This is a genomic window from Emcibacter sp., assembly GCF_048269205.1.
GTDB lineage: Bacteria > Pseudomonadota > Alphaproteobacteria > Sphingomonadales > Emcibacteraceae > Emcibacter.
Genome location: NZ_JBLXJC010000001.1, coordinates 1,865,896 through 1,892,182 on the forward strand (window position 1 = coordinate 1,865,896; position 26,287 = coordinate 1,892,182).

Below are 26,287 nucleotides of genomic sequence, written 5' to 3' on the forward strand. Positions count from 1 at the left end.
GTCACACTCGTGCATTTTTCCCAAGTCACGAGTACAGAGACAAATTACCAAGCGCCCAGAGAGACGCCATGACAGGATTGACAAAAAAGATTTAGCTAAAGTGACCAGATGCCTCGAGGGCCGGCGCTTTACAATGTACGCCTCTCGTTGAGGATGGCCGTTGCGGCAGCGACTTTTGCCGCATCAGTAATATGGCTCGATCTGTATGCAGAGGGAGACATACCCGCCCAGGAGAAGAATTGACGGGAAAAGCTGCCAGGTTCGCTGAATCCCAATTCCAGACCGATCGCAGTGACCGGCAGATCGCTGGCCAGGAGATAGGCACTTGCCAGTTCGCCGCGCAGACGCGTCCTGATATCCTGAAAACTCTCTCCCTCGAGCGCCAGGTCCTGACGGAGCCGCCTCGGACGGGTTCGCAGGCGAGCGGCAACCACTTCAATGGGGGCGGACCACAAGCCTGCGCTTTGGAGCTCAATCAGCACTTGCTGGGTTCGCTCCCGCCAGCTCAAACGTTGCTCGTGCGATGCGAACCAGTCGGGTTCGCTTGAATAATAGTCCTCATATTCCTTGAGTGAGCTATGGACCAGACGCACGGTCAGATCACTTCGATCATAACTGAGGGCATCAACCGGGGCGTTATATTTCACCGGACAGCCGAACAGGGCAAAACGATCAAATCCATTCAACTGCTCGGGACGCGGACCGCGCACGGAAATCTCGCGCAACGCCAGCGGGCGGCCGATCAACCAACTGAAAAACTGATAGATCCAGACGAACCTGATCCAGACCAGAATATCCCGATCCACGCCGGGGATGGTCATATACTTGCAGATATGTTGAAGTCCGGGACCATGCTCCTCTGAAATCCACGGTCCGACATCGGTTGACATGGCGTCGGTAAAACGAATGCTGACGCGCAACGCCTCGCCAAAACTGCTGCAACTCAAAAAGGAGAGCAGCCGTTCAGATTCAAGCGCCAATCTGCAACCTTGCGCGAAGAAACCAAGATATACGTCGTCCAGGGCGAATTGGATCTGCCGGACCAGCCGGACCAATGCCGGGCCGTTTATCGCAGCGTGAGGATTGGCATAAACGGCCGAATCAATGCCGGCATCAGCGAGAATCGCAAGCGGGTCGCACCCCCTGAGTACTGCCCCCTCGAGCAACCCCTGAACCACTAAACCGTCCAAGCCTTCTGCAGCTTTGTCCGCCTCACTCATGAATACACCGTTCCCTAATCACAATTATTTTTTTACAAAAGATATCGCAAAATATCATCAAAGCCAATCCGGTGGTGAACCAACCGAATGAAGACGTCTTTTAATCTGTCCCGGCCGAATTGGTCAATCTGGAATGCCAGGACAGTTTTGCGGGAAATCGAAAATGGAAAAGAAACGGGACAGCCCAACGTCACCGAACAGGCCTAACATAGCTGGTGCGTGCAATATGGCAGCTTGGCCAGAGGTTCGATGAACCGATAAAACTTGGCCACATTGAAACGCAATTAGTAAAACCCGTGGAAATACTCAGTTTTGTTTCGGCACCGGTTGAAGCAAACTTTTGAGATAAGGAGTAATCATGAGACTTTAATAAAGACTTGGAAATATCGATGCGGCCGGGAGGCACCGGAGCACAACTTGATTACAGTTAGTTAGAGGAAAAATTGCGCACCTTTTGCGCACTTCCTTCCACTTCAATTGAAAATCTGGTTAGACACTTAAAATAGATTTATTTCTTCAATACCGTATTTCCAGCAAGTACCACCATCTCCACTTTGGTTTCAGCAATATCCTCCGCCGGAATCTCAAACAAATTGTGGTTCAAGACAATCATATCTGCTGATTTACCGGGTGTAATCGAGCCACTCACCTGCTCAAGCTTGAGGGCTTTGGCGCCGTCTACGGTAAATATATGCAACGCCTGCTCGAGCGTGATGGCCTGATCCGATCCCAGAGCGCCCTGCGTTTTATTATAAGGATCCCGTCGGGTCACCATAGCCTCAATCCCGATCCAGGGATTCAAAGACGGCACAGCCGCCGGCCAGTCAGACCCGGCCAGAACCGGCGCACCGGCCTCAAGCAAGCTGCGGATATGCCAAAGGTTCCTGCGGGATTTTTCTTCACCCACAGCATCGAAGATCGACTGCACAATCGGCGACGGATGCCAGAGATAGGGCGACAGGTCGGCCACCACATTCAGCGCCTTGTAGCGAGAAAGATCTTCTGCCGCGATAAACTCCGAGTGAGCTAACTCGTGGCGTAAATCGGAACGGCCGCTGATCTTGTGCGCCCGGTCGATGGCATTGAGCGCGATCTGTACGGAACGATCCCCGGCTGTATGGATCTTGACGGTGAAGCCCCTCTTTTCCAGTTCTGCCACATCGGCGGTCATCACATCTTCACTGAGATGAAGCTTGCCGCGGTAATTTTCCGGGAAATGATCGTCATGGAGATACGGCTCCAACATGGCGGCGGTGCGGGACACAGTCGGCACACCGTCATCAAACAGCTTCACGAACCAGGTATTCACCCGCGATGAGGCATATTCTTTCTGCAGCCGGGAAACCCTCTCATAATCCAGCGGCTCTTCCCGATAACCATAAGGTGTGGAAATGCAGGCCGCCACCCGGATCGTCAGCTCACCGGCCTGATCTATTGTTTTGTAAGCTTTCAGAATTGGCTCGCGGGCGTTGGCGTCCTTGATCCCGGTGATACCATAGCCGTTGGCAATCCGGGCCATCTCTTTGACCGCCGCACGATACTGTTTGTCAGTCCAGTCGGGAAGCTGTTTTTCCATCAGGATCTGGGCTTCCTCCAGCAGGATGCCGTTCGGCTCCCCGGTTTGCGGGTCCCGGACGATCGTGCCGCCTTCCGGATCCGGCGTATCTCGGTCCATGCCGGCCAGTTTCAGCGCCTTGGTATTGGCCCATCCATTATGGCCGGAATCATCGCTGAAATAGACCGCCTTCCCGCCTGCAAATTGGTCTAGCCACTCCCGGGGAGATGGAATATCGTAATTTTCGAAAAAATTGCTGTCCCAGCGGCCGCCAACGATCCACTCTGTCTCCGGGTTACGCTTGACGCAGTCCTTCAGGGTTTTGGCGATATCGTCAGGCGTGGCGGTAAATTCAAACTTGCAGCTGAACAGGTTGGCGATGGCGCCGTCGGTCGGATGGCTGTGGCCGTCATTCAGGCCCGGCATGGCCATTTTCCCACTCAGATCAACCAGTTCGGTATCTTTGCCAGCCAGTTTTTTGACCTCTGAAGAGGAACCCATGGCAATGAATTTACCGTCTCTGATTGCCACAGCCTCAACCTGCGGGTTATCCGCTTCCATGGTATAGATATGGCCGTTAAAGAAAATCTTGTCGGCCACTTCGCCCGCAAACCCGAAGGTTCCCGTCACCAGAGACAATATCAGCCCGCCGATCAGGCCGATTTTATTCTGCTTTGATATTTTCATGCGCCTCTCCTGTAAAAAAAGGGGCTGCAGCCTGCGCTGCAGCCCGATAGGCAAGGGAGAAATCAGAAGTCATAAGATAGTGAAACACCGACGGTACGCGGCATCCCCACACTACGGACGTATGGGCCGTTCCCGCCCTGATAAGCGGCCGGATAATAATATTCGTCAAACAGGTTTTTGCTCCAGACCATAATACTCCAGTTGTCTTTCAGGTTGGACACGGTCGCCCGAAGATTGACCAAGGTATAGGATTCAATCGCATTCTCCGGCTGGGCACCGCCAGCAGCACCATCCGTATAAGCCACATCTGCACCGATTTTCATCATCAGGTCGCTATTGATCGCCCATTCATATTCAACAAGGGCATTCAACTGCCAGGTGGGCGCCATGGCCAGTTCCAAACCTGAGGCATCATAATACTCGGTAGTTGGCCAGACACTGTCAGAAGAAGTCGCCTGCCATTCCAGAACCTCAGTATTCAGATAAGACGCCCCCAAAGCCACAAACAAGCCATCGGCCGGCATCCATTGCACATCCAACTCGGCACCGTAAATACGGGATTCCGGAATATTTGTCAGGCCGCTGATGTTGCCAACAAAGGTGACGGCAATATCCTGTTCCTGCTTGTTTTCATAATCATAATAAAACCCGGACAGGTTCAACTGCATGGCGCCGTCAAGGAGAGTTGACTTCACACCGGCCTCATAGGACGTAACGACCTCGGCTTCGTAAGCTTTGAGCTGCTGTGTCGTATTGGAGTTCGCTCCGTTGAAACCACCGGATTTGAAACCCCGGGAAATGGTGGCATAAAGCAGGATATCGTCATCAACAGCGTAATCAAGGCCAAATTTCCACATCCATTTATTGGTCTCAATAGTCTCTTCATAAAGATGGAAGGCGTCATTTGGGTTCGCCGCGGCGAAGATATAGTTGGGGGAGTTCGGGTCGTCATCGATGGTACCGCAAGCGCCCGGGCTCAGGCTTGCCCCAAAGGCGAAATTCAGGAAGCCGGCAAGAGAACCATCCCCGGCATCAAAGGTACAACCGGACCATGTGCGGTCTTCTTCAGTATACCGTGCTCCGGCAGTCACTCGAAGTTTATCGGTGATATTATATTCCACATGACCGAACAGGGCCTGGGAATCTGTTTCCTGATTGTAACGGGTATTTAATTGCAGGATCGGCGCAAACATGAACGGGGCCACGCCAAACGGGACGGACCCGTTACCGTAAACGGAATCGGACATGAAATAATTATAAAGTTCATCCATCTCGTCTTCTGAATAATAGGCGCCGGCAATCCAGAGTAACTTATCGGTCTGACCAGTCAGGCGAACCTCCGCCGAGAAAACCTCCAGATCCGTGGTGTTGATATTGCTGGAGTCATTGACCGCCGAACCGTCCCAGTCATTTGACTCCACCCGGTCGAACTTGTCATAGCCCACTACCGAAGTCAGGGTGATTTCATCGGAAATATCCCAGTTCAATTTGGCAGATGTGCCCTTCAGTTGGTTGTCCCGCTTGGGACGGATATCATAGGTGTTACCGTCGGGATCGGTATAACTGTTGGTCCAGTCCGCCGCCCGGTTGTCCCCGGTGGAATACCAGGGTGGTGTGTCGCCACTGACAACATAGGGGAACAGCTGAAGATAGGGTGCCGCAAATTCGCTGAGGCCGACAATGCGGCCGTCATAGGTAGTATTGGCCTTATTGTCAGACTGGTCGTCGGTGTAATGGACATTGATTAGCAGGTTGGCGCTATCACTCAGTTCAAAATCCACGGTGCCGCGGATGGCATAAACATTTTTCTTGCCAAGCTTATCCCCTTCACGGGTCAGGCTTTCCTGCCAGCCTTCGCCGGACTGGGTGGTTTTGAACGCCAGACGGGCGTTAACCCTGTCCGCCACGGGCACATTAACATGACCTTCCACATCCACGGTCTCGAAACTGCTGTAGCCGAGGGTCATGCCGGCGCCGAATTCATCAGTCGGCTTCCTGCTGATAAAATTGATTTGCCCGGCTGTGGTGTTTCGTCCGTAAAGATCGCCCTGGGGACCTTTCAAAACCTCTACCCGTTCCATATCAAATACCAGCCCGCGGGTCATGACCGCGTAGGGCATGGCCACTTCATCGAAATAAAGGCCGACCGTGGACGAGGCAGCGGTGGAATAGTCCTGAAAGCCGATACCGCGAATGGTATAAAGCGGCACACCGGTGGCAGCCGATTCATTGACGGTCAGGCCAGGTGTAATCACGGCAATATCCTCGGATGTCTTGATGCCGCGTTCCTGAAGCATCTCTCCGGTAAAGGCGTTTACGGTAATACCGACGTCATTGATACCCTGCTCGCGCTTCTGCGCGGTGACGACAACTTCCTCCAGCATCATTTCCGCCGCATATGACGGTGCTGGTATTATCGCCGCCGCAGTCACTGCCGTAGACAGCAGCAAAGCCCTGTGAACGGCGGTTGTTTTTTTATGTTGCATACTCATTGGTTCCTTCCCTTCTCTATTTATATTTTACAGTAACAGTAAATGTCGGCTACAGTCGCGCCAGCAGCTTTTCAGCTTCATTGATCAACTGATCCTGGTGAGGTTGCAGCTCCTGTCCGCCCATACCGCTGAACAGCGGCATAAACGGATCTTCCACTTCTGTCTTGATCCCGCTAAGGGCTTCCATAACAGCCAGCCCGAAAAACGGAACGGTTGGCGCGTTGTAGCCGCCTTCATGGCTCATCACGATCCGGCCATCGCACAATTCCTCGGCCACACCGAGCAGCTTGTTAGTCAGGGAGCGATAGCCCTCCCCGTGCATCATCATGCGGCCGAGCGGATCATGCCCGCCGGCATCAAAACCGCTGGGAACAAAAATCAAATCCGGTTTGAAAGCCCGAAGCGCGGGCAGCACTACCCGGTCAAAAGTGGCTTCATAGCTGCCGACGCCGCTACCTGCCGGGAGCGGCACGTTGATATTGTAGCCTTCCCCGGCACCGCCGCCGATATCGGTCACATAACCGCTATCCGGCGGAAAATTCCGGTCCTGATGAATTGAAATAGTCAGGGCCTGCGGGTCTTCCCAGAAAATTTTCTGGGTGCCGTTGCCGTGATGAACGTCCCAGTCCACATAGGCAATGCGGTCCAGGCCGCGCACATCAAGGGCATGCCGTCCGGCAATGGAGGCATTGGCCAGCAGACAGAACCCCATCCCCATATCCGGCTCCGCATGATGTCCCGGCGGACGCACCAGGGCATAGGCATTGTCCACCTTGCCGTCCAGCACCGCATCAACAGCAGCTATCACACCACCGGCGGACAAGACCGCAATCTCGTAGCTACCCGGACCGAAAGGAGTAAGCATGCCACCGTCCCCACCACGCGGAAAAGCGCTTTCCGCTTTCAGGCGTTCGATATACTCCGGCGTATGCACCCTGAGGATTTCTTCATCCGTGGCCGGACGCGGTGCGATTTGCGTCAGTTGTTCATACAAGCCGGACACTTCCAGCAGATTTTTAAACCGCCGTTTGGTTTCCGGGTTTTCCGCATGGGTGCCTGGCTGGATCGGGTTCCCAGCCGGAAGGACACCCGCATGGGTACCCGTATCATGCCACATATATATTTCGTGCCAGACGAAGCCGGTTTTGCGTGTCATTTATTTCTCCATTTTCCAAACACTGCAGGACGGATAGCGTGCCGCCCACGGCACTTCTCCCTCAAGCTGCCGTGCGAGCTGCAACAACAAATCCTCACGCCCGTACTGCGCAACAAACTGATGACCGATAGGAAGCCCGCTGCTGCTCCAGTGCAGCGGCAGTGAAATGGCGGGCTGGCCAGTCATATTGTAGAGACTGGTAAAGGCGGCAAAGTTAAAAATATTGTCGACCCAGCCTTCTGCCGTCCAGCCGGGTTTGTTGGCGTCATAGGTACCAACCGGTGGCGGCACCAACGCCACAACCGGGGTCAGCAGGATGTCATAAGTCTCGTAAAAGGGGGCGACAGACCGGGTAACAACATTCATCACATCGAATGCGCCCAGAAGATCCGTCGCTGACAGGCTTTTGCCTTTTTCATAGCAAGCCAGGGTGGCAGTCTCCAGCGTCTCCAGCGAGACTGGCCGCCCTGTCACCATCGCCAGTTGGTCAATCCAGTTGGCGATATTGGCGCACCAGATTTTCATGGTGGCGTCCAGGAAACTGTCATGGTCAATCTTGGGCTTGGCTTCCTCTACGTCATGCCCCAGTGACGCCAGGGTCACTGCCGTCTTTTTGACGCTCGCCGAGACCTCGGGATCCACATCGGCACCTGAATCTGCAACTGTCGAAAAGGCGATCCGCAGTTTTTGCGGCGCCCGTCCGGTCAGATCGAGATAGGGCTTGTCCGGGCGTGGAATGACATAGGGATCTCCGCTGGCCGGCCCTTCTACCGCATCAAGGATCGCTGCGGTATCGCGCACAGTCCTGGTTACGGCGAGTTCAATTCCCAAGCCGTTCAGACCATCCCCTGCATCGGGCCCGATAGGCACCCGGCCCCGGGAAGGCTTAAGACCGACCAGACCGCAACAAGACGCCGGTATCCGGGTTGAGCCGCCGCCATCATTGGCATGGGCAATGGGCACAATTCCGGCCGCAACCGCCGAGGCTGCGCCACCGCTGGAGCCACCGGTGATCATTCCGCTATTCCAGGGATTGCGACAAGGTCCGTGCAGGAGGGATTCCGTAGCCACATTGAAGGCCATTTCCGGCACGGATGTCCTGCCAATGGTGTTCAGACCCGCCGCCCGGAAACGCGCCATCAGGTCGCTATCATGGGGCAACACCAGCCCCTTGCCCAGCCTGGACCCCATCTCGCATTTACGCCCTTCGGCGTGAAGCACGGCATCCTTGATCAGGAAGGGCACTCCCCGGAAAGCGCCGCCGGGTAAATCACCTATGTCGTTCAAGACATCATCGAAAACTTCAACCACCGCATTTAGATGCGGGTTGACAAGATCAATGGCCTGCTTCGCCGTCTGGGCAAGTTCCCCGGGCGACACCTGCCCTTTTCTCACCAGTTCCGCCAGCCCGAGACCGTCATATTCTGCATATTCGGAAAGTTTCATCCGGCTATTCCTGTATCCTCTCCGGCATGATGCCGGACAACCTGTTCAGGGTAATCTAGCGCGGGACAGCGAAACGTGCCCGACACGAAAGCAGGGGAGACAAAAATTTTCTTCACCCACCCGAAAGTAGGGGCGGCCAGAAAACAGCAATGAAGGGGTACTCAGATCAGTTCCAGATCCTGTCCGGCAAGTACGGCGGAGGTGCGGTTTTTAACACCAAGCTTCTCAAAAAGATTCTTGATATGCCATTTCACCGTATTTTCAGCAATGGACAGTTCCAGGCCGATCTTCTGGTTGGAATACCCCATGGACAAGAGGCGAAGCACATCCAGCTCACGCTCGCTTAAGGGTTCAAGGATCAGATGGCCTGAGGGGGCCGGGCGACGTGCCGTTGATTGTTTAGCCGCATGACCGTTGGTCCGTTCGGCAACTCTGGGCTGGCCAACAGGTTCGAAGGCCTCCCGCAGCCGGGAAATATAGTTTTGCAGGGACATATCGCTGGCAGGCAGCGCGCCAAGAAGCCGGGCGATTTCCGGTCCTTCATCGACAAACGCCCGGATATATTTTTCCGGCTGCCCCAGCAAAAGGGCTTCCTGAAGATGATCGAGCGCCCCGCCCCTGTCTCCGGCGAGATCAGAAGCCCGGGCCAGAAGCAGCCTGATTTCAAGCTGGCGACGGCGGCGTCCAACAGCCTCCGCCAACCTTTCCAGATGACGCAACAGAGACACAGCCTTTTCCGCTTCTCTCTCCGCCAGCAACAGCCGCGCCTTACCCAGGGAACTCACGCATTTGATCCTGTCCCAGCTTTCCGTCTTGAGATCGTCATCGATCGTGTTGACATCAATACCGACCCGGCGGGATCTTTCCCTCGCCTCCGGAATCCTGTCATCCCTCAACAACTGCTGGATATATTCATAATCAGTGAGTACATGAAGCCGGTACAGTTTATCCTGCTGACATATCCGACAAGCTGCTTCCAATGGCTCGTAAATCTCCTCAAAACGGCCCTGAGCCCGATATAGGCGAGCCAGCGCAGCATATCCCATAATCGGCGCCTCCGCCTGGCCGCATTCCTCCACCAGCTCGATATTGTCTGTGATCAGCCGGCAGGCGTCCTCGAGTTTGCCCCATTCGTAAAAAACCAGTCCCTGGTAAAGACGGCTGACCGCAATGGCCGGAGAATTGGGCAGATTATCTCCGGCGGCCGTCTGTTCGGCATGAACAAAATAGTCATAAGCCCGCTGCAAACGCCCCTGGGCCGTTTCCAGAATACCGGTGAAACAGTCCGCATAGACAATACCATAGACGGAACCGGCCCTGGTATGAGCTTCCCGGGCCTGGTCCAGCGCTTCCCGCGCCTTGTCAAACTTATTGAGCGAGGTACAGGCATACCCGAGCATGTTTTTCATGGCCCCCAGCATAAAGCCGGCTTTTTCCGACTTCACATCAAGCGGCACCGAAGCATATTCTTCCGCCAGAACCACGTCATCGGAGGCTATGGCAACACCAGCCTTGATGACCTTCAGTTCTTGTTTCCAGCGGTTAAGCTCGTCACCGGAAATACTGCCCAGCCGTTCCGCTTCCCCGATGGCCTTCTCCGCCCGGTATGCTGCACTGGCCGCCTCGACCGGGCGGCGCATATGAAACAGGGCATATCCCTCATAAACCGGGATCCGCGGACGGGTGCGGGCAATCTTTTCCGGAATTTTCTTACTCCAGTCCAGAAGCAGAGGCATGTGGCCACGACGCATGATGGTGGCCGCATGTTTTTCCACCAATTCGGCCAGATAATCTGAATCTCCGCTATCATAGGCCAGTGAGACTGCCTCGACTATCAGCCCGGCCCCGGCAAACCACTGCGCAGCCTTGCGTTTGAGACCTGCAATATGATCCCGATGAGATCGCTTCATCTGGTTGAGCAGAAACTCCCTGAACAGTTGATGATAGCGGTACCAGCCCCGGTTCTGATCCAGTGGTACGATAAACAGGTTGTTGTCTTCCAGATATTCCAGTGTGGTCTGGGCATTTTCCTCACCGGTCAGGACTTCGGCCACTTCGGCATTGAAACGCTCCAGAACGGCCGTGGACATCATGAAATTCTGTACCTGTTCCAGCTGGTTGGCAAAGACATTAGTGGTCAGAAACTCCACTACATCCCTACTGGAACCGGAGAAATCCCGAAGCAGGCTTTGCTCCAGGTTCCTGTCTCGGAGGGCCAGCGAGATCAACTGCAACCCGGCGACCCAGCCCTCGGTCGAGCGCACGAGGTGCTGCAGGTTTTCGCCAGATATATTCAGGCCCCGCGCCTCTTTCAGGAACTCAGCCGTCTCACCGTCGGAGAAACGGAGATCCTGCTCAGTCAGCATGGCAATCTGGTCCTGCACCTTGAGGCTGGCCAGCGGCAGATGCGGCTTGCTCCGGCTGGCAATGATAAAATGAAAACCCTCAGGTGCCAGGTTGATGAAATTTTCCATCAACTGACCGACCTCCCTGTCATCGACCAGATGATAGTCATCCAGGAACAGCGCCACGTCTTTATGGGCCCTCGCCAGTTCGTTGATCAGGGCGCCAAGGGCGGAAAAATAACGGTTTTCGAATTTATTCTGGAGAATGCTTTCCGCAGTTTTTCCCTCCACGGCAGCGGCATGTCGCAAGGCTTCAATCAGATAGTTGAGAAACTGGCCCTGATCCCTGTCACGTGTATCCAGGCTGATCCAGGCTGTCGCCATGTCTCGTGCGCGAAGCCGACGAAACCACTCTGACATCAAGGTGGTTTTCCCGAAACCGGCCCCAGCGGAAAGCACCGTTACCCGGCGAAAACTGTCCTGATCCAGCAATAACTCAAGCTGGGGCCGGCTCACCCGCGCTGCCCTGCCTCCTGGAGGGTGGAGTTTGGTAATGATCAGGTCGGTAGTCATTTACTTGTCCAACCTATTTAATCCGTTTCAGTTGTTTTCCTGCTTTATGTCCCTTTCTAAGGTAATTGCAAAGCCCCTTGGTTGTAAACTTGTTCTTTAGTAGCCTATTGGGCCTTTTATCCACGCAACACTTATTTTCTTGAATTGAGAAAACTAAGGAGCAATTTGGGGAAAGGCTAGTGAGCGGCCCAACGGTATCAACAACATATACTTCCTAATATGTAAAAATAGGTAAGTGCGAGATTTTTGCACACTTTTGCAAAACTTCCATTACTGCATATAACCACGTGCAGTGCCTGCAATTATAAAAACGCCACTATCAGTATCTCCTCTGAATCGTCGCTCGATATCCCGTCAAAGCTCCAAACTTGTCTTTATGTCAAATTGGCCTTACCATTACAGCAGGGAGGCAAAAATGAAAAAGCTGCAAAATAGCACGCGATTGGAGACATTGTTCACCGGCACCTACAAAAAACTTCACAATTATCTTCGCCGAATGACCTTGTCCGAAGACGAAGCGGAAGACGCGCTGCAGGAAACCTATGAACGGCTGATGAAAGCCAGCCGAACCCGCGATGTCATTTATAACGAGGCATTTGTCTATCGCATCGCCCGCAATGTCGCGCTGAATGAACTGAGGCACAAAAAAATTCATATTGCGGCGCAACCTACCCTTGAGCACCAGATTCCCCAGCTTCACCCCGTGCCGGCGGATCAGGCGCTTGAAGCGAAACAGGACCTAAAACTTGTTCTGGATGCAGTCAACAGCCTGCCGCCCAAATGCCGGGAGGTTTTTTATCTTCGCCGTGTTGAACAGTTAAGTCACAAGGAGATTGCGGAAAAAGTTGGAATATCTACAAAAACCGTGGAAAAACATATTGCAACCGGTATCCGGTTGACCCATATCTATTTTTCAAAGGTCCGGAAAGGCGAATATCCGGTTAAAGCAATCAAGGAGACCGGTTCATGAGTATGGATGAATGGATTGGTGAAAAAATCCCGGATGACATCCTCGACGAGGCTGCCATGTGGATTGCGCGCCTGGATTCGGAAGAAGCCGACCGCTACGACAGGAAGGAATTTGCCCTCTGGCTGGAACAGGATCCCCTCCATGGCCAGGCTTATGGCGAACTGACGCCGGTTTGGGCGAGGATGAACACCCTGGGCGAATTGAAAGATGCAATAGGCACCGGCAATGTGGTCTCTATCCTGCCTGCCGCAAGAAAAACCCTTGCAGACGACGAAAATGCAAGTCCGATCCCGCAATGGGGTATCGTGACCGCTATAGTGCTGATCTTTGTCGGCTTTCTTGCCGGCACCCTTGGCAAAACTGAAGTTACAACCTTTGAGACAGCCGTCGGCCAACAACAACAAATCGCCTTGGAGGATGGATCCACCGTATATCTGGATACGGACAGCCGCATTCATGTCCGCTATTCTGAAAACGGGCGACATGTCACGCTGGAAAAAGGCGAAGCAGTATTTGTTGTCGCCGAAGACAAAGAGCGCCCCTTCGAGGTCGAAACAAGTTTCGGCGAAGTCCGCGCCCTGGGCACGGAGTTTCTGGTCAGCGATCTTACCGGACACAAACAGGTTTCCGTACTCAAAGGCACCGTTCAGCTTATAGATGCGCGTCCGGACCCGGCCCTTACGGAATTTGAACATCATAATATCTACGCCGGCCAACCCAGACGCCGCACCCTGGAAAAAGGGGAATCCATCAGAATTCTCAGCCCCGGGACAACAGACAGTCTGGAAGCAGCCGTTGAACCAGACTGGCTGGACGGCGTTTTGTCCTGGAAGGATGTCCCCCTGTCCGAAGCCCTGTCGGAATTTGCCCGTTATACAACAATACGATACCAGTTGGCCCCTGATCTCTCACCCGACTTGCTTGTCAGCGGTGACGTAAACACCTATGATTCAAAGTCTTTTCTCAATTTTCTATCCAGTTATAACATCGCAGCCACCTCCCGCCGCGAGAACTGGTATCTGCTCTCTTCCAAAAAATAATTCACGCCCAGAGGTAGGGTTTTTTTCTTCTCAGGTGTTTTCCTAGTAGGTAGCGCGGCCAAAACCGCATAGGGAAAAAACAAATGGGAGGACTAAATGATCTTTGCTACAAATCTGTCTTTTGACAAAATGGACGCTTTCAAGCTGGCCTGTATCGCCAGCGTTTCAATTTTCGCCTTGCAGCCTGATTTTACATATGCCCAGGCAACGGCGCAGGCGCCGGAACCTCAAAAAACTGAAGCAGTTGATGATGATGGGGAAGTTGAAGAACTTCAGGAAATTGTCGTTACCGGGTCTCGGATCAAGGGGGCGGCCGATTCCGGCGCCATCGCCGTCTCCATCCTGGACAAGGAAGCCATGGACGCTTTTGGCGCTTCCGGCGCGGGTGACCTGTTTTCCAATCTGGCCCAGGCCGGTTCAATCACCTTTAATGACAGCAACGACGGCCCCAATGATGCGCGTGGCGATGTGGCCAGCGTCAACCTGCGGGAACTGGGGGGTGGGAACACGTTGCTGATGCTGAACGGACGCCGTCTGGTGCAACACCCGACGGCGATGGATATTTCTTCCACTCCGACATCAATTGTCAACGCCAATATGTTGCCTATTGGCGGAGCCCGCAGGGTAGAAGTGCTGCGCGACGGCGCCTCTGCGCTTTATGGCGCCGACGCCACCGCCGGCGTGGTCAACACCGTCATGGACGACAGTTATGAAGGGGTGAGCCTTTCCGCCCGTTACAGCGACAGCGAAGTTACAGATTACAATGCCCTACGGCTTCGCCTGAACGGCGGGCACGACTTCAACGACGGAAAAACCCATATCAATTATTACCTGAATTATTATGACCGCAACGGGGTTTATTCCTCAAAAGGATATCCGATAACCCAGACCGTCGATAACCGGGCGCAACTACCGGAAGAATGGGTATCCAACGACTGGCGTAACCAGTCCACCCGTTCGCCATACGGTGAATTTGAAACCGGGGAACTGCTCAACACTGGTGTCTGGGACGGCATTGATGTGGGATCGGAGACATCATCATCAGGCCGCTTCCATATCCAGCCCTGCGACTTTGCCGGCACCCGGGCAGAACTCGGCACCACCGAAATCGGTTGCGTCGGCCTTGATGACGGCAGCCTGAACAGCACGCTACGTTATGATTTCAACAATTACCAACCTAATAATTATCTGGATGAAGGCATTACCATCCCGCTTTACGGAGAAAGTGTCAAAGGCCGTCAGCTTACCCCCGATGTGAAGCGCTTTAATGCCTATGCCACCATTTCCCACGAGATTAATGACAATCTGGAATTTTTCGGCGACGCCTTGTTTTACGATTCAAGTTCACGTTCCCAGCGGGCTGCACAACCGCTGGATAACGGTCTGGCATTTATTATCGTGCCGGCCTCCAACTACTGGAACCCCTTCGGCCCGGAAGGCAGCCCCAACCGTATCCTGGATGACGGCGACTATTCAGAGGGTCTTGACGTTCTCATCCGCCGCTGGCGGCCGATAGAGATGGGCCCGCGTATTTTTGAAACCGATATGCAGACCTATCGCGCCCTCGCCGGGTTGCGTGGCACCCTCGGCAGTTGGGACTGGGAAAGCGCCTTCAGCCATAGTCGCGCGGAAGCCGTCGATACCTCCTACAACAGGATTTCCAAAACGGCCCTTGCCGCTGAACTCGCCAAAGACACCCCTGATGCGATCAACCCCTTTGCCGGACCTTACGGAAATACCGATGAACAACTTGATCGCGTGCGCATCAGCGTTTCCAACGAGACGGTGACCAAACTAACCACCTGGGATCTGAGGGCATCACGCAATGACCTGTTTGAATTACCGGCCGGTCCGGTCGGTGCCGCCGTTGGTGTTGAATGGCGACGAGAAAGTTATCTTGAAGACCGCGACGACAGGCTTGACGGCACCATCCAGTTCGGGGATGGCGAAGGCAGCGCAAGGTCTGACGTGGTGGGCGTCTCGCCCACGGACGACAGCGACGGCAGCCGCAATGTCTGGTCCGCTTATGGGGAACTTCTGGTCCCTATTGTCAGCCCGGAAATGGATATCCCGCTGGTCAACAGTTTTGATATTCAGTTTGCCGGGCGGGCGGAAGCCTTTTCTGACATCAATGAAGAGGTTTTCAAACCGAAAGTGGCTGCATCCTGGCGGCCTGTCGAATATGTGACGCTGCGCGGGGCCTGGTCCAAAGGCTTCCGTGCCCCCAACCTTCAGCAGCTGAATCGCGGGGATATTTCCCGCATGACACAGGGACAGAATGACTTTTACAGGGAAGATGTGACCGGCGATCCGGACGATACAGGCGAAACCTATCGCCGTAGCGTGCGCGAGGCGAATCCTGACCTTAAACCGGAACATACAGAGACTGTTGTCTGGGGAGTTGAATTTAACATCCCGGCCGGCCCGGTCGACATCCAGACAGGTATTGATTTCTGGCATTTCAAACAGAAAAACGTCATTGATAACTATGGTGTGGAAGCGGCGCTGGCGCTTGACTATCTGCTGTTGAAAGAAGGCAGCTTCAACCCCAATGTGATCCGTGAAGACGTCACGGCAGAAGACCTGGCTGATTTCGCTGCCTGGAATGCCGCCAACCCGGACGATCAGCGCGCCGCTGTCGGCAAGGTGCGTTACGTTATTGATCCTTATGTGAACCTTGATGACCGCGATGTGAAAGGCTGGGACGCCTTTTTCAGTATGGGCTGGGATGCGGGCGAGGCCGGTAAATTCAAGCTTAACCTGGAACTGACACATCTGATCAAATGGAACCAGGAGCGCGACGCCCTTGCCGGCCTGTGTGATCCGGGCGGCACTTTTGAAGATAATGCCGATGTATGTGCCGATATCGATCCGGATCGCCTCAAAAAAGACGGCAAACCGGAATGGCGGGCCTCAGGGTCCCTGAACTGGCGTCTGAAACGGCTTGGTGTTGGATTATCCTTCCGTCACATCGGATCCTTCCAGGACCTCAGTGCCGATATCACTGACGATGAAGGCGATATCACCTATTGGACGGTAGAAGATTATACGGTTTATAACGCCTATATTGATTATCGCTTCAAGGATATTGTCGCTGACTCCCTTCGCCTCAGGCTTGGTGTCAACAACCTTACGAACCAAGCGCCACCTCTTGCCGACGAAAGTCGGGGATATTTCTCCAGCTATCACAGCAACAGAGGCAGGACGTTTTATGTGGACCTGACCGCCAAATTCTAACCAAATCCCGGGGTGAGGGATTCCCCTCACCCCGACAAGCACCGGGCTGGGTAAGAAACAAGGCTTTCCTAACGCGCCGCTCAATTGATTAAATAGATATTTCCGGGTTAATCTGACCCTAGAATTTTCAGGATGTTTAATGTCACAATCCCAACAACCGTCTGTCACGACCGAAACTCGCTCCCGATACCAAGATATCGGTTTGGTCCTCGGCCCTGCGCTTTTTGCTACAATGATGCTGTTTGCCAATGAACAAGAGGTCATGGAGCCAATTGCCTGGAAAACTGCTGCTGTCGGCATGTGGATGGCGGCCTGGTGGGCGACGGAGGCCCTCCCGGTGGCTGTGACGGCCTTCTTGCCGCTCGTCATTTTTGCGCCGCTCGGCATTGCCCCGCTGAAGGAGGCTGCTTCGCACTATGCCAATCCGATAATCTACCTCTATCTTGGCGGTTTTCTTATGGCCCTTGCGGTCGAAAGATGGAACCTGCACCGGCGCATCGCCCTGACGATCCTATCTTTTACCGGCACAGACGGGAAACGGTTGATTGGCGGTTTCATGTTGTCCTGTGCCCTGTTGTCCATGTGGATGACAAATACCAGCACCACTATGATGCTGTTGCCCATCGCCCTATCCGTGGTTACCGTCATTGCCGACAACCTGCCGGACCTATCCGCCAGAGACAGAAAGAATTTTCAGGCGGCCATGTTGCTGGGACTAGCCTATTCGGCAACCATCGGTGGTCTGGCGACCCTGGTCGGCACCCCGCCCAACGCTTTGCTGGCCGCCTTCCTGAGTGAAAACTATGGCTATGAAATCAGCTTTGCCCGCTGGATGGTCGTTGGTGTCCCGGTTTCCATACTCATGTTGCCTGTGACCTGGTTTTTGCTTACAAATTTCCTCTTCCCGGTGAATATACCTGCAAGCGAGAATACGCGGGAACACCTTAAGAAACTTCGCAAAGATATGGGACCGATGTCCGTAGCGGAAAAGCGTGTTGCGCTGCTGTTCGCTCTGGTCATACTTGCCTGGCTGTTGAGACGACCTCTTGTCAGCTTCTGGGGATTGGACAGTCTTTCTGATCCTGGCATTGTCATGACCGCCGCCATGGTGCTTTTCCTGCTACCCAGCGGAGACAAACGCCAACCACAGCTCATGACCTGGCATGAAGCCAACCGCCTGCCGTGGAGCGTATTACTGCTGTTTGGCGGCGGGTTAAGCCTTGCGGCAGCTGTTGCAGGCAGCGGGCTCGCGCAGTGGCTTGGCCAGAGCCTTGCCCCGCTCGGAACATTCGGAACACCCGTTCTTGTTCTTGCCTCCTGCGCCCTGGTGATCTTTCTCACCGAATTGACCAGCAACCTGGCAACAACCGCCACCCTGCTACCGGTCATGGGGGCTATTGCTGTGGAAGCCGGCATCGATCCGCTGATCCTTTGCGTCCCTATCACGCTGGCCGCTAGCTGTGCCTTCATGCTGCCGGTCGCCACGCCGCCAAACGCCATTGTTTTTGCCTCCGGTTTCCTGAAGATTTCGCAGATGGCACGGGCCGGCTCCTGGATCAACCTGATCGGCACAGTGGTGCTGGTTATTGTTTCACTCTTTCTGGTCCCACTGGTGCTGGGAGAATAGGAATAGACCATGCGCTTCACTAAAACAGTCCTCAATACGCTCGGTTTTATCTCTGTCGTTATCTGCCTGTATTTATCTCACGCTAACGGGGCGGGCGCCGCTGAACCTGCCAGGAGAGTGCTTTTCGTTGGCAACAGCTTCAGCTTCTATAACAACGGCATCCATAACCAGACCGCCAATCTGATCCGCGCGGCCGGACAATGGAAAAAAGGTAAAAACAGATTTCGACTGCTTACCCTGTCCGGCGGCTGGATGAGTGAACAGAAACCACTTCTGCAGACTTATCTGAAGAATACTGATGATAAATGGAATGTTGTTGTATTGCAGGGGCACAGTCTGGACCCGATCAAGGATGGTTCCGGTTTTCGGAACGCTGTAGGGGAAATGGCAAAAATAGTCCGAAAGACAGGCGCCCAACCAGTGCTGTTCATGACCTGGGCTTATGAAAACAAACCGGAAATGACAACCGAACTAGCCCGGGGATATCTGGAAGCGGGCAAGGAATTCGACATACCGGTAGTTCCTGTCGGGATGGCTTTTCAACTGGTTGAAAAAACCTATCCCGAGATCGATCTTTTTACCCCTGATATTCTGGGTCAGGACAAGGGCAATGTGACCTTCAAAAAAACTTTAAAGCATCCCTCACCTGCCGGTACCTATCTCGCCGCCTGTGTTTTTTACAGCATCTTCATGAACCAGTCGCCTGTGGGCAATCCCTATCATGCGGGTCTTTCTGCAGTCACAGCAGAAAAACTCCAGAATGTGGCATGGCAAATCACTAACCACCTCAGCCCCTAGAAACTTGACTGTGTTTGGGGACAACAACTTCATTGATACTCAATATTATGGGCTGCGTTCACATCCCGGCCTAAAATATTTGGCAATAGACCTGGAGAAACGGTAAATAGAATTTCCCCCGGAAATATTTTTCTATCCAAACGCGCCAATGTAAGCCGACAGGGCTTGCGAGATAAGCCTGATCTGGTCGTAAGCCTGTTCAATTTCGTCAAATATTTCCCGGTTCTCATACTCGTAGCCATGGGCGTCATCCCCGGCAAAGGTAATCTTTTCCGGGTTCTCCGGGTCAATTTCGTAGGCGCCCTCAAGAGGAAAAATTTCCCTGAGCAGGTCAAGAGTCGGCAGCACCTGGAACCGCAGGATACGCAGGACCAGATCATCAACGCTTAATCCTTTATGATCCCGGAACCGGGGAATTCGTGTAATCAGCAAAAATATTTTCTGGATCAACGCCATCCGCACCACATGCAATAAAGTACAGCACTCGCGCTCTTCATCATTCAGGCTGTAGGGAACCGAGGGAGCTCTTTGCCCCTTCAGACCGTCCCGCAAATACATCAGGTCTTCACGCAAGGTCAGCTCGATCCGGTTAAGCCCCTCGTAAACTCCATGCTTTTCCAGCATTTTGGCTAGCCTGAGCATACGATCATGATCGTGGCTTTCTTCCTCGTAGCGGGCAGAATGCATCCAGTAGCGCGGCCGGAACAGGGAGGTATAAGCGCCGAGAAAATCTTCATCCGTCACATCCAGTGCGGCAGTCGCAAGCGTCATGATGTGGCGCAAACGCGGAGAATTACCGTACATCTTCCAGAACCCGTAATCATCCTGGGACAAGGCTGTTCCCACACCGCCCAGACTATTCGCCAGATACCCTAGCTGGTGCAGCAACATATTGTTGGGTATGGCTCTGATCTGGGATAGTTTCTCCAGCGGTCGGCTGATAACCCCTTCATCCTGGCGGACCGTCATCCGGGAACCGGACGGATAGGAAATATCTGCACCTAGAATGGAAATCAGCCGCATGAAATCCGGGTCCGCGGAAATCTTGTTATTATAGCCCTTTACCGTCAGGAAAAAGTCCAGCGACCAGTCTGTATTTTCGTAAAAAGGGTCCGGAGTATGAGCGACCGGAGACAACAGGTTTTCCATAACCCGTGACAGGGTCGCCAGCGCCAGTTCCGGTGTGTGAAGCCAGAGATAACCATCCCCACCCTGCAGACTGAATTCCTGCTTGTAGGCGACATGATGTTTTTCCACCAGACGGCGGGCTTCCGGAGAATGGAAATAGCTGAGGCGCCCGCCAAAACCGTCAGGGTGAGCTCCCCGTCCAATGCTCTCTCCGCCGGTATCAAAAATTATGAGCTCAACATCTTTCAGATCGAATTTAGTCCAGAGCTTGATCAGCTTGATACGCAGACGTTCAATGGCAAGACCTGCCGCGACCTGCCCCAGATATCTGCCGGCATCCGAATAGCCAGCCTGAACACAAAGACGCCCGCGTTTTTTGACATAGGCATAATAATGCGGGTTCTCCAACAATTCCTCAATCACTTCGGCCCCGCGCGCCAGGGCCTGGTCCGTCTCGAACAGAGGGGAAATATCAACCTTGTCATCAACCCCGAACAAGCGAGCGTAACAGAGGGCCGATAGAACCGTAAACGGCGTATCACATTCCGCGATCAGGAAACGGATCGGTGTCTCGGGATCAATATATTTCAGGAACTGAGCGATGATCATGAACAGCCGCCGTGCCGTCGTCTGTTCATGCTGGATAGTTTCAAACCCAATGGTCTGTGTCGTTATGCGATCCAGAAATTTGCTGGCCGCGATCATATAACGACGGCGGCTGGTTGCATCATCCGGATCCTTCTCCAAGGCCACTACGGGACGGATGGCATTGTGCAGCTGAACTGCATTCAGACGAAAATGGATGTGGGAAAGGCCGGTCCTGAAGTTGGTAAAAAGTCCACGAAAGACGAGCAGGCGGACAACCAGGTTTTCATTCTCTGCGCCCCGGATCAGCCGATCCAGTTCCTCAAGGATTTGGGGCATAATATCCCCATGGACGTCACCGCTCTCGACCATCTGGCGACCAAAAGTGCGAACCGGCTGAATTTCCCCCAAAGCCTCAGGCAGACACGCAATATCCTCTGCAAATTTATCTTTCAGGCTACCCAGCAAATTGGCAACAACAGCACCGTCCTCAATCTCCAGGGCCTGCCATCGCTCCAGATAGTGTTGACATTGCCGGAGCGCCATTCGGAAACGAAACTCCACACTTGTCATCCAGGTAATATCGTCCCGGCCATCAACGTCAAAACCAACCCAGCTGGCCGCTGTCACTAGTTTCAGGTCCAGGTTCCGCCACTCATTCGGAAAAAGTACCCGGGCTGCGTCCAGCACCGCCTCATACAGACAACTGATGGCATGCTGAAGATTGATCAGCGCCCGTTCAGCCTGCTCAAATTCATACTGCAGCGACAGGCCGTCATCAGGACGTGCCTTACACGACCGGATTTGCCTGACGAGTTCCTCTTCCGGAAGGGATCCGTCAATCAGGCCGGAAAGAAGATCATATTGCTCATGACTAAAGCCGAAAGTGGGGTGGCCGGTAACGACAATCCCGGCAACTTCCCTCCTGACAAGGTTCTGGAATTCGGCAAAGCTTTTGTCCTCTCCAACCCTTTTGAAGCAATCTGCTAAAGCCTCGCGGTTTTTTACCGGATCGGTTTCTTGCAGGTAGAGTCGGGCCCGTCGCCCCCGGCACAGAAATCCCCGGGCTCCCAAGACACCCACAGCGTCATCTATCTCGTCAACGGACAAAGTTCCTGACTTGATTCTGTTTAGCAGGCGGTAAGACAGTTGCTGATAGGGGTTAACCAGAGGGGTTTCCCGGGACAGTCGGTTACACTCCGCCAACTCCGTCTGTAACTCGCTGATCAACGGTGATGAAAGAATGTCATCAGAAGGACTCATCATTTCTTTTCCATGATTGCAATCTCGAACTAGACTCTAGTGTCACTACCAGGTGTTTTGTCAAGGCAGGAGTTTTACCCGAACTTCCTCAAGGCCAACAACATTGGTTTGATAGATCAACAGATGGCCTGCGTCAGGTTCGGTTTTCAGTTGCTCTTCCGTCAGGTCTGCCCGTGCTGTAGTGACAAACAGTAAAGACAAGTCCCTACCTCCAAATGCAACACAAGTCGGCTGACTGACAGGCAGGTCCAGAACCAGATGGATGTCCCCGCCGGAAGAATAGCGCACAACCTTGCCCCCGCCCCATTGGGCATTCCAAAGAAACCCTTCCCGATCCACTGTGGATCCGTCCGGATGGATGCCTTCAGGTGTTTCCGCAAAGGCCTTTCGATTAAAGGGGCGGCCTTGTACAGGATCAAAATCAAAAACCTCTATCAGATGGGAAGGGCTATCGGCAAAATACATCCTGCTGCCATCCGGGCTCCAACATAGCGAATTGGAGATCGAAATATCCCCCAGTTGCGGCCGTGCCACACCGTCCGGGTCCAGGCGATAAAGCCCGCCTCTTTCTGTTATGCCTGAACGATCGTCTTCCACCATGGTGCCGGCCCAGAAGCGTCCTTGTCGATCAACACGACCATCATTAAAGCGCGTATGTGATAAGTCCTCTTCAGGTCTTGCTATCCAGTCTACCTGCCCCTGTACAGGGTTATATCGGGCAAACCCGCTTTCAAAGGCGGCCAGAAACCAATCTTTTTTGTCGGTCAGGGCAAAAGACCCTAGCCTCTCAGGAGTCTCAAAATGCCCGATTTCGCGATTTTCCGGATTATAGTGATAGAGCCTGGAGGCTTCGATATCCGTCCACCAGACAGTTCCACTCTGGCTGTCCCAGAGAACGCCCTCCCCCAAAATATTACCGACAGGAATGGTCTCAATCAGTTCGGGACGCGTCATTTCCCCCCCCCTACCACCAGGTCGCATAAAGGGCGATCAGAATCAGGATGATTACCAGAGCCTGGAGGTTAAATGTCCGGCTGGTTGAAAAGTCCATATCCCTGATATCCACAGCCTGTTCATGGAATTCCTTTTTCCCGGCAAGCGAAACAATTATGGCCAGCGCCAGGCAAATCAGGAAGACTACCCCGACCCGGTCCATAAACGGAAAGTCAGGCAGGAAATAGTAAAACAGGCAGGACACGATGAAGGACCCCACAGCCGCGACCACCGCACCGTTGGCTGTTGCGCGCTTCCAGAAAAGACCGAGGAGAAAGATCACGACGATCCCCGGCGTGAAAAAGCCGGTAAAGTCCTGAATGAATTTAAAACCCTGGTCAAAACTGGACAACAGGGGCTGAGCCACAATCATGGCCGTAATGAGGGCGCTGACACTAACCAGGCGACCAACTGTCACATAATGGGTCTGGCTTTTCCCCGGACGATAATAACTATACAGATCCATGGTGAATATTGTCGAAATACTATTGATCATGGAGGCCAGCGAGGACACGATAGCCGCCACAAGGGCTGCAAAAATCAACCCTTTGAACCCAACTGGCATCAGACCCATCATGGTCGGATAAGCCTGGTCCGGCCGCTCAAGGTCCGGCGCCAGCATCACTGCCGCAATACCGGGCAGCACGACAATGATCGGCATCAGCAATTTCAGAAAGGCGGCGAAGTTAATCCCTTTCTGGGCCTCTTCCAAGCTTTCCGCTGCCAGTGCGCGCTGAATGATATATTGATTAAAGCCCCAGTAGGAGAAGTTCATCACCCACAGGCCACCAACAAGAACGGAAATACCAGGCAAATCCTGATAGAAGGGATTGTCCCGGCTCAGGATCATGTCAAATTTTTCAGGAAACTGTTCGGTCAGCACAAGGAAACCGCCAAAAATTCCGGTATTATCGCTCACCATATCTAGGGTCAGATAGGTCAGGAACAGACCACCAAAAACCAGAAGAACCACCTGGATAATATCGGTAAAGGCCACAGCCTTCAGCCCCCCATAGAGGGAATAGGACAAGGCAAATACGGCCAGAAAAACCATTCCGTAAACCACATCTATCCCGGTCACTGTATAAATCGCCAGAGAGCCAAGCCATAGAATAGAAGTCAGGTTAACGAAAACATATAGACCGAGCCAGAAGGTCGCCATGACCATACGGACATTATGGTTATACCTCTGCTCCAGATATTGCGGCATGGTATAAATTTTTTGCTTCAGGAAGATCGGCAACATATATTTCCCGACAATCACAAGGGTCAGTGCCGACATCCATTCATAAGAGGCGATACCAAGACCAAGTGCATAACCAGACCCGGACATGCCGATAATCTGCTCGGCTGAGATATTCGCTGCAATCAGGGACGCTCCGATCGCCCACCACGGCAAAGCCTTGCCGGCAAGGAAATAGTCCTTGGTATCCTTGTCATGACCTTTTCGTTCCCGGGAGACCCAGGTCGCAAGGACGATCAATCCAAGTACGTAAACGACAAATATCCCTATATCCAGATTAGCAAGTTCCATAACCTTCCCTTTATCTTCTTGTTTTATATTCCGCCTGACACAGAATTAGCGAAGGCCCTTAACGACCTTCACCAGTTTTTCAGCCTTTTCTCTCACCTCCCGGGCAGAGTTGCCGGGACGATACAAACCGCCACCAACGCCAAATCCTTCCGCTCCGGCGTCCCACCATTCCTTTGCATTATCCGCTCCGGCTCCCCCCACAGCCAGAATATGGGCGTCCTTCGGCAGGACTTCCCGAATGGCCTTGACATGTCCGGCCCCATAGGTGCTGGCGGGAAACAGTTTCAGATAGTGGGCGCCTGCACCATAAGCCTCAAAGGCCTCGCTGGCAGTTCCGAACCCCGGCATGGGAATCAGGCCCTGCTGAACGGCTCTTTCAATGACCGCCTTACTTATGTTCGGGGAGACAATCAGGGTGCCCCCGACAGCCTGAACCCGGTCCACATCTTCAGGATCAAGAACGGTCCCGGCCCCGGTAATACAGTGATCACCGTGAGCTTCTGTTAGGCGGCGGATACTTTCAATGGGATCAGGTGAATTCAGGGGAACCTCGATCAGCCTGATACCGGCATTAATTAAAGCCGCCCCAATATCGGCCACTTCATCAGGGGTCACGCCGCGGATAATGGCAACGACCGGCATCTCCGCCAGATACTGTTCAAATCTGCTTTTCATTTTGTTCCTCGAATTCATCAAGAAGAAGATCGAAATTTCTGCCCCCCCCAGAAAAATATCTGTGGCGTGGGCAATTTCGCTTTCATACCCAACCCGGCCAAGCGCGAGGGAGAACAATTGTGAAATGCGTGGCTCGCCAATCAAAACCACCTTGTTCAGGTTGGGCTCGATTTTCTCCATCAGGGACGCGGCAGATAACACGTCCGCGCCGATCAAGTGGCCTGACAGGAAACCGGTAGCATCTTCCTTCGGCAGGCCTTCCCGGATTTGCTGGCTGCGAATACCGAACAGAGCCGTCAACAAATTCTCGGTACCGACACTCATAATGGCTTTGACACCCTGATCAAAGGCTTCTTCCCGGATCGGGGAGTCCTTGTCCGCCACAAGAACACTATGGGTCTTGAGTAGAGCAAAAAGTTCACCTGTGAGGGAGGTCCAGAAGGTATCGATACATCCATCCCGAACCAGAACCCACTTGGTATGGGTACCCGGCAAACAAACCAGATGAGCGCCGGTTTGGTGTTCCGGATCCGCCATCAACCATCCCAGCACCTGGGTCTCCTCCCCACGCATGACATCAGGAACACCCAGGGGATTGACGCAGGCTAATCCGGGAATAATCGAGATTTCATGATCATTGGCAACAAAACACACCTGGGCCTTGGCAATATCCCGTATATCCACCGGACATGGCAAATAAGGTGTTTCCACCCAGCCGATATTGGACCCGACCATGCCGGACATCATAATTGGCAGTTTGCCATATTCAAAAACCCAGTCTTCGATCAGGGGAAACAGCACTTCAGGCAGCTTTCCCCGGCATTCAGCCACGCCCGGTCCGGTGATCTTGTCAAGTATCGACAGGGCCAGCGTTTCATCCCGGCGGCACAGGAACAAGCGCAACTGGCTGGTTCCCCAATCGCCGGCTATAAACATATGGGTCTTGTATTGTTCATTCATGAT

The 26,287-nt window shown here is 53.5% G+C and carries 15 protein-coding genes; 5 read left to right on the forward strand and 10 right to left on the reverse strand.

The annotated features are described in order from the left end of the window. Window positions 1-128: 128 nt before the first annotated feature. The 6 genes from ACN0YD_RS08545 to ACN0YD_RS08570 all read right to left on the reverse strand — a co-directional run bounded on the left by ACN0YD_RS08545 (window position 129) and on the right by ACN0YD_RS08570 (window position 11,474). Complete coding sequence (locus ACN0YD_RS08545; protein WP_417318741.1) at window positions 129-1,220, reverse strand: AraC family transcriptional regulator ligand-binding domain-containing protein; 1,092 nt, start codon at window positions 1,218-1,220, stop codon at window positions 129-131. 508 nt (window positions 1,221-1,728) lie between these two features. Beyond that, the gene (locus ACN0YD_RS08550; RefSeq protein ID WP_417318744.1) at window positions 1,729-3,462 is read right to left on the reverse strand and encodes an amidohydrolase; all 1,734 of its coding nucleotides are present in this window, start codon (window positions 3,460-3,462) and stop codon (window positions 1,729-1,731) included. Between the two features lie 62 nt (window positions 3,463-3,524). Continuing rightward, entirely contained in the window at window positions 3,525-5,954 is a 2,430-nt protein-coding gene (locus ACN0YD_RS08555) for a TonB-dependent receptor (RefSeq protein WP_417318746.1), read from the reverse strand. A 49-nt stretch (window positions 5,955-6,003) separates the two neighbouring features. Continuing rightward, window positions 6,004-7,110, reverse strand: a complete 1,107-nt coding sequence (locus tag ACN0YD_RS08560; protein ID WP_417318748.1) for a class II histone deacetylase — start codon at window positions 7,108-7,110, stop codon at window positions 6,004-6,006. Next, window positions 7,111-8,556: an amidase gene (locus ACN0YD_RS08565; protein ID WP_417318750.1), complete on the reverse strand. Its 1,446-nt coding sequence runs from the start codon at window positions 8,554-8,556 to the stop codon at window positions 7,111-7,113. Window positions 8,557-8,717: 161 nt separating this feature from the next. Continuing rightward, window positions 8,718-11,474 carry a LuxR C-terminal-related transcriptional regulator gene (locus ACN0YD_RS08570; protein ID WP_417318752.1) on the reverse strand — a complete coding sequence of 919 codons (2,757 nt, stop codon included), beginning with the start codon at window positions 11,472-11,474 and terminating at the stop codon, window positions 8,718-8,720. 415 nt (window positions 11,475-11,889) lie between these two features. On the opposite strand from ACN0YD_RS08570, the gene ACN0YD_RS08575 reads away from it, so the two are divergent. The 5 genes from ACN0YD_RS08575 (at window position 11,890) to ACN0YD_RS08595 (ending at window position 19,146) form a co-directional block, all read left to right on the forward strand. Then, the gene (locus ACN0YD_RS08575) at window positions 11,890-12,444 is read left to right on the forward strand and encodes an RNA polymerase sigma factor (protein ID WP_417318754.1); all 555 of its coding nucleotides are present in this window, start codon (window positions 11,890-11,892) and stop codon (window positions 12,442-12,444) included. Beyond that, window positions 12,441-13,484, forward strand: coding sequence for a FecR family protein (locus ACN0YD_RS08580; RefSeq protein ID WP_417318756.1), 1,044 nt, complete (start codon window positions 12,441-12,443; stop codon window positions 13,482-13,484). Before ACN0YD_RS08575 ends, ACN0YD_RS08580 begins: the two co-directional genes overlap by 4 nt. Window positions 13,485-13,580: 96 nt before the next feature. Continuing rightward, window positions 13,581-16,721: a TonB-dependent receptor domain-containing protein gene (locus ACN0YD_RS08585; RefSeq protein ID WP_417318758.1), complete on the forward strand. Its 3,141-nt coding sequence runs from the start codon at window positions 13,581-13,583 to the stop codon at window positions 16,719-16,721. Between the two features lie 139 nt (window positions 16,722-16,860). Next, window positions 16,861-18,348 (forward strand): SLC13 family permease, encoded by a 1,488-nt coding sequence (locus ACN0YD_RS08590; RefSeq protein ID WP_417318759.1) that lies wholly within the window; start codon window positions 16,861-16,863, stop codon window positions 18,346-18,348. 9 nt (window positions 18,349-18,357) lie between these two features. Continuing rightward, window positions 18,358-19,146, forward strand: a complete 789-nt coding sequence (locus ACN0YD_RS08595) for a DUF4886 domain-containing protein (RefSeq protein ID WP_417318761.1) — start codon at window positions 18,358-18,360, stop codon at window positions 19,144-19,146. A gap of 132 nt (window positions 19,147-19,278) precedes the next feature. On the opposite strand, the gene ACN0YD_RS08600 is transcribed toward ACN0YD_RS08595, so the two are convergent. From ACN0YD_RS08600 to ACN0YD_RS08615, 4 genes are read right to left on the reverse strand one after another with little or no spacing between them, the layout of a single operon-like run. Further along, on the reverse strand, window positions 19,279-22,125 hold the full coding sequence (locus tag ACN0YD_RS08600; RefSeq protein ID WP_417318763.1) for a phosphoenolpyruvate carboxylase: 2,847 nt from the start codon (window positions 22,123-22,125) through the stop codon (window positions 19,279-19,281). A 57-nt stretch (window positions 22,126-22,182) separates the two neighbouring features. Continuing rightward, window positions 22,183-23,076: an SMP-30/gluconolactonase/LRE family protein gene (locus tag ACN0YD_RS08605; RefSeq protein WP_417318765.1), complete on the reverse strand. Its 894-nt coding sequence runs from the start codon at window positions 23,074-23,076 to the stop codon at window positions 22,183-22,185. A 10-nt stretch (window positions 23,077-23,086) separates the two neighbouring features. Continuing rightward, complete coding sequence (locus ACN0YD_RS08610; RefSeq protein WP_417318767.1) at window positions 23,087-24,649, reverse strand: sodium/sugar symporter; 1,563 nt, start codon at window positions 24,647-24,649, stop codon at window positions 23,087-23,089. A 45-nt stretch (window positions 24,650-24,694) separates the two neighbouring features. Next, window positions 24,695-26,284, reverse strand: a complete 1,590-nt coding sequence (locus ACN0YD_RS08615; protein ID WP_417318769.1) for a 2-dehydro-3-deoxy-6-phosphogalactonate aldolase — start codon at window positions 26,282-26,284, stop codon at window positions 24,695-24,697. Between the last annotated feature and the right edge of the window lie 3 nt (window positions 26,285-26,287).

Coding starts and splice junctions, on each gene's coding strand:
- ACN0YD_RS08560 (WP_417318748.1), bottom strand. CDS start 7,110: ATGACACGCAAAACCGGCTTCGTCTGGCACGAAATATATATGTGGCAT.
- ACN0YD_RS08605 (WP_417318765.1), bottom strand. CDS start 23,076: ATGACGCGTCCCGAACTGATTGAGACCATTCCTGTCGGTAATATTTTG.
- ACN0YD_RS08585 (WP_417318758.1), top strand. CDS start 13,581: ATGATCTTTGCTACAAATCTGTCTTTTGACAAAATGGACGCTTTCAAG.
- ACN0YD_RS08575 (WP_417318754.1), top strand. CDS start 11,890: ATGAAAAAGCTGCAAAATAGCACGCGATTGGAGACATTGTTCACCGGC.
- ACN0YD_RS08595 (WP_417318761.1), top strand. CDS start 18,358: ATGCGCTTCACTAAAACAGTCCTCAATACGCTCGGTTTTATCTCTGTC.
- ACN0YD_RS08600 (WP_417318763.1), bottom strand. CDS start 22,125: ATGATGAGTCCTTCTGATGACATTCTTTCATCACCGTTGATCAGCGAG.
- ACN0YD_RS08590 (WP_417318759.1), top strand. CDS start 16,861: ATGTCACAATCCCAACAACCGTCTGTCACGACCGAAACTCGCTCCCGA.
- ACN0YD_RS08610 (WP_417318767.1), bottom strand. CDS start 24,649: ATGGAACTTGCTAATCTGGATATAGGGATATTTGTCGTTTACGTACTT.
- ACN0YD_RS08615 (WP_417318769.1), bottom strand. CDS start 26,284: ATGAATGAACAATACAAGACCCATATGTTTATAGCCGGCGATTGGGGA.
- ACN0YD_RS08580 (WP_417318756.1), top strand. CDS start 12,441: ATGAGTATGGATGAATGGATTGGTGAAAAAATCCCGGATGACATCCTC.
- ACN0YD_RS08570 (WP_417318752.1), bottom strand. CDS start 11,474: ATGACTACCGACCTGATCATTACCAAACTCCACCCTCCAGGAGGCAGG.
- ACN0YD_RS08555 (WP_417318746.1), bottom strand. CDS start 5,954: ATGAGTATGCAACATAAAAAAACAACCGCCGTTCACAGGGCTTTGCTG.
- ACN0YD_RS08545 (WP_417318741.1), bottom strand. CDS start 1,220: ATGAGTGAGGCGGACAAAGCTGCAGAAGGCTTGGACGGTTTAGTGGTT.
- ACN0YD_RS08550 (WP_417318744.1), bottom strand. CDS start 3,462: ATGAAAATATCAAAGCAGAATAAAATCGGCCTGATCGGCGGGCTGATA.
- ACN0YD_RS08565 (WP_417318750.1), bottom strand. CDS start 8,556: ATGAAACTTTCCGAATATGCAGAATATGACGGTCTCGGGCTGGCGGAA.